At 51.7% G+C, this 3,021-nt stretch carries 1 protein-coding gene; it reads left to right on the top strand.

Going from position 1 to position 3,021, the window contains the following annotated elements:
- Positions 1-12 precede the first annotated feature (12 nt).
- Positions 13-2,898 (top strand): efflux RND transporter permease subunit, encoded by a 2,886-nt coding sequence (locus B3180_RS04555; RefSeq protein WP_286843333.1) that lies wholly within the window; start codon positions 13-15, stop codon positions 2,896-2,898.
- Positions 2,899-3,021: the final 123 nt, after the last annotated feature.

Raw genomic sequence — 3,021 nt, 5'->3', positions numbered from 1 at the left:
TAATCGAGTGTGATGCTGTCCGTACCTAAAGCCACCTCAGTACGCGGGTTTTCGTTCTTTGGCGATTCGTACGTTTACGTTATTTTTGAAGACGGAACCGACCCTTACTGGGCCAGAAGCCGGGTGAACGAATACCTGGATCAAGCGCAAAACCAGCTTCCGAACCAAGTTCGGCCGGAATTAGGTCCCGATGCATCCGGCATTGGCTGGGTGTATCAATACGCACTGGTTGATGAGACCAACCAGCGTAACCTGGGTGAACTAACCCGCCTGCAAAACTGGTTCCTAAAACAGGAGCTGCAAAGTGTGCAGGGGGTAGCAGAAATTGCCACGGTTGGCGGTATGGTCGAAACCTATCAGGTGGTACTGCAGCCGGAAGCCTTGCATCGTTATAACCTTACCCTGAATCAGGTAAAGCAAACCATTCAGCAGGCCAATAACGAAGTAGGTGGCTCTGTGGTTGAAATGGGCGAAGCTGAATACATGGTTCGTGGCCTGGGGTATTTGAAAAGTGTCGAAGACATTCGCAAAATTCCGTTGCCGCTCACCTCAGAGCAGCAGGGTACGGTGCTGCTGGAAGAAGTGGCTGATATTCGCATTGGGCCCCAGGTACGCCGCGGCATTACCGAGCTGAACGGCGACGGCGAAGTCGTGGGCGGTATTGTGGTCATGCGCCATGGCGAAAATGCCCTACAAACTATAGCCGCCGTTAAAGAGAAACTGGAAGAGCTGAAGCAGGGCCTGCCCGAGGGCGTTAAGGTGGTTCCGACCTATGACCGCTCAAGCCTGATCCAGGCATCGACAGACAACCTCACCACCAAGCTCATTGAAGAAATGTTCTTTGTCGCTGTGGTGTGCATTTTATTTCTCTGGCATGCGCGCTCGGCGGTGGTGGCCATTATCAGCTTACCGCTGTCGGTACTGTTCGCGGTGTGGATCATGAACATGCTGGGTATCAGCGCCAATATTATGAGCCTGGGGGGAATTGCTATTGCTATTGGGGCACTGGTAGATGCCGCCATTGTCATGATAGAGAACACCCACAAGCATCTGCAGAACTATCAGGAACGGCATCAGATAGTCGCAAAAGGTGCTGCGCGGTTGAAAATTGTTAATGAAGCCTGTCGCGAAGTGGGGCCTTCGCTGTTCTTCTCGCTACTGGTCATTACCGTCAGCTTTGTTCCGGTGTTTGTGCTGCAAGGCCAGCAAGGGCGTCTGTTTGAGCCTTTAGCCTATACCAAAACTCTGGCCATGGCCGCTGCCGCAATTATTGCCGTGACACTTATTCCCGTGCTGATTGCGTTACTGGTGCGCGGGAAAATACCCGCTGAAGAAAAGAACTGGCTGTCGCGCGGTTTAATTGCGCTTTACCGTCCATTGTTGGCTTTCACACTTAAGTTTCCTAAAACCATTATTGTGCTGGCCCTTCTGATCACAGCATCTGCCTGGCACCCGTATAAAGAGCTCAATTACGAGCTGATGCCGCCGCTGCATGAGGGGGACCTCATGTACATGCCGACGACATTGCCGGGTATCAGTGTTGAAAGTGCCGGTGAGTTGCTACAGCAAACCGATAAGCTCATTGCAGAACAACCTGAAGTTGAGCGTGTGTTTGGTAAAGTTGGTCGTGCTGACACGGCTACCGATCCGGCACCAATGACCATGATCGAAACCAGCATTACCCTCAAACCTGAAAGTGAGTGGCGTGAAGGGATAACGGTGGACGACATTATTGCTGAGCTGGATGAGCGAGTGCAGATACCCGGTGTGACCAACGCCTGGGTACAACCTATCCGTACCCGCATTGAAATGCTGGCTACCGGTGTTAAAACCCCGTTAGCGATTAAAGTCAGCGGTAGTGACTTTCGTGAAATAGAAAAACTGGCTACCCGTATTGAAGAGACGTTGTCTGAAGAGGAGGCAACAGGTTCGGTCATTGCAGAGCGCTCTGGCGGCGGTCGTTATATTGAAATAGAGCCGAAGCTGCGTGAAGCCGCCCGTTATGGCATTAGCCAAAGCGACATTCACGATCATATTCAGTACGCCATTGGTGGAGCGAATATTGCGACATCGGTGCAGGGCAATGAGCGTTTTCCTATTAATCTGCGCTATCCGCGAGAGCAACGCGACCATATAGAGAAGCTGCAAACCCTGCCGGTGAAATCTGCCTCCGGACAATGGCTTACTCTGTCCGATGTTGCTGACATTCGGGTGACTCAGGGACCCGCCATGCTGAAAAGCGAAGACGCCCGCTTAAGCAGTTGGGTTTTTATTGAACCAGCGAAAAGCATCACGGTTAGCGACTACATTAATCAAGTTGGTGATGTTATGGCTAAAATGGAAATTCCGGTTGGTTACAACTGGAGCTGGACCGGGCAATACAAAGCCATGCAACAGGTGGAAAGTGATTTAAAAGAGATCATTCCGCTGACGCTGTTGGTTATTCTGTTGTTGCTGTACATGACCTTCCGTTCGTTACCTCAGGCACTGCTGGTCATTGGCACTTTGCCTTTAGCTCTAACCGGCAGCCTGTGGTTGATTTACTTGCTGGACTACAACCTGTCACTGGCCGTTATTGTCGGCATGATAGCTCTTGCCGGTGTCGCCGCGGAATTCGGCGTGGTTATGTTGTTGTACCTGAACAACGCCTGGAAAGCCGTGGCTTACAATAAAAACCAGTTAAAGGCAGCGGTAGAAGAAGGCGCGTTGCTACGCGTACGACCTAAAGCCATGACAGTGCTGACCATTATTGTTGGTCTACTGCCGATAATGCTGGGCGGGGGTGTTGGTAACGAAGTTATGCAGCGCATTGCCGCTCCCATGGTAGGAGGTATGGTATTAGCCCCGCTGATCTCTATGCTGGTTATCCCTGCCGTGTTCTACCTGGCCCGGAAATAAGATCCGATGTGACTTGATCCTATTGCATCAGGAGAGGCGGGGGATGGTGAATGAGGGTGGCAGATGTAAAGCGCGCCTGACGGATGCTGCGAACTATTGAGGAGGTGTGCAGCGCCATGGATG

This window comes from Idiomarina sp. UBA4206 (assembly GCF_002383015.1).
GTDB classification, from domain to species: domain Bacteria; phylum Pseudomonadota; class Gammaproteobacteria; order Enterobacterales; family Alteromonadaceae; genus Idiomarina; species Idiomarina abyssalis.
The sequence above is the reverse complement of the archived record's forward strand: the minus strand, read 5'-3'. Positions and strand labels throughout refer to the sequence as shown.